General features: G+C 63.3%; 1 protein-coding gene and 1 pseudogene. Both read left to right on the forward strand.

The features are described from left to right. Window positions 1–84 precede the first annotated feature (84 nt). Window positions 85–306: pseudogene (ggt, locus tag FJ980_RS32020) on the forward strand (gamma-glutamyltransferase); the annotation flags it as partial. 455 nt (window positions 307–761) lie between these two features. Next, window positions 762–1,106: a hypothetical protein gene (locus FJ980_RS32025; protein WP_140496551.1), complete on the forward strand. Its 345-nt coding sequence runs from the start codon at window positions 762–764 to the stop codon at window positions 1,104–1,106. The last annotated feature ends 244 nt before the right edge of the window (window positions 1,107–1,350 follow it).

The raw sequence follows: 1,350 nt of genomic DNA on the forward strand, positions 1-1,350 counted from the left end.
GCTCTTTCTCGTGCTCCCTCAATTGTTAGTGGACTCGATCACCCCAACACGGTTTCCTAGGCGTCCCCCGCCAGGAGCCTCGCCATGCATATCACTCGCCGCACGCTGATCGCCGTCAGCCTCTCCTTCACAATCGCTTTCGCGCCATGGGCGGCCGCCTTCGCCGCCTCGCCAGCGCCTGCCAAAGGCGAGAACGGCATGGTTGTCACCGCGCAGCATCTGGCGTCGGAGGTGGGCGTCGAAGTCCTGAAGAAGGGCGGCAACGCCGTCGATGCGGCGGTCGCCGTTGGTTATGCGCTCGCCGTCGCCGAAAATCGATCCCCGGCCGAGCTTTGTCCATGCGATCAGCCCGGCCGCTTTGGTCGAGCTGGTTCATCATGAGCCCGCGAGCGCCAGCATGACGCTCGCCCAAGTGCGGAACGCACCTGGCTCAACATCAAGCGGACGCCCGGAGCTGAAAATTTTACGCGGCCGCGCCTGGCGCCGCGGCTCCGGTCGCGTAAAAATGCTTCTGTCGAAGCTCGAATCAACTCCGCCATCATGTTTTCTCCAGAAGAAACGCCCATATAAAAGCAGGTTGGCGGGCCGTTGCCATTCGGGCAGACACCGCTGGCGTTGCGGCGGTGATCCGAACCCGCCAAAACGGATGGCGCGCCCTGCCGGACGGTTTGATATCGCGGTCAACACGTAGGGAGAAACACGCGATCGGGTTGCGCTCGGCATGTGTTGAGGGGTTGTTGCCGGGCAGCGGAGAACGAGTGATGCGAGAATCCATCGGTCAAGACGAATACGGGTCGACCAGCCCCTTCGATCCGGATGACCTGCCGAATTTGAATGCGATCGGTCCGGCGATGGGCAGCGGCAATGACTTCGAGAGATACGCGGTCGCCGTCATAATCGTGTTCGGCGCCCTGATCATAGGCGGGCTGATGGCCGCGTCGATGACCTTCGGCCACCGCAACGGTTTCCTGTTCGCGCTCGGCGGCGCCACATCGGCCTGGATATCGGGAAACGCGCTTCTGCTCGACCGGCCGCGCATCTACGCACTGTTCGTCGGCATCGCGGCCCTGATGCTGATCGCATCCACCGTCACGCTGATTTCGTGACGGCTTGATCGTCAATTAGAGCGGTCGTTTCACGGAAACTCAGGTCGCCCTGTCTTTTCGTTTTCGGTGCGATTGCGGACGCGGGTTCACGCGCTTGCGGAGTGCGCCAGTCCCATCAGTAGCCGAGCGCCTCGCCGGAAGCGGCGCGGCTGTCGATGGCGCCATTGTAGCGCGCGCCGCCACCCTTCCCGATTTCCGCAAGGCTCTTGCCGCCGACCAGGATGCCCGCCGCCTGGCCCCAGGT

Source organism: Mesorhizobium sp. B1-1-5 (assembly GCF_006443065.1).
Lineage (GTDB): Bacteria > Pseudomonadota > Alphaproteobacteria > Rhizobiales > Rhizobiaceae > Mesorhizobium.

Excerpts from the sequence above, each read along its gene's own strand:
- FJ980_RS32025 (WP_140496551.1), top strand. The coding sequence starts at position 762 with ATGCGAGAATCCATCGGTCAAGACGAATACGGGTCGACCAGCCCCTTC.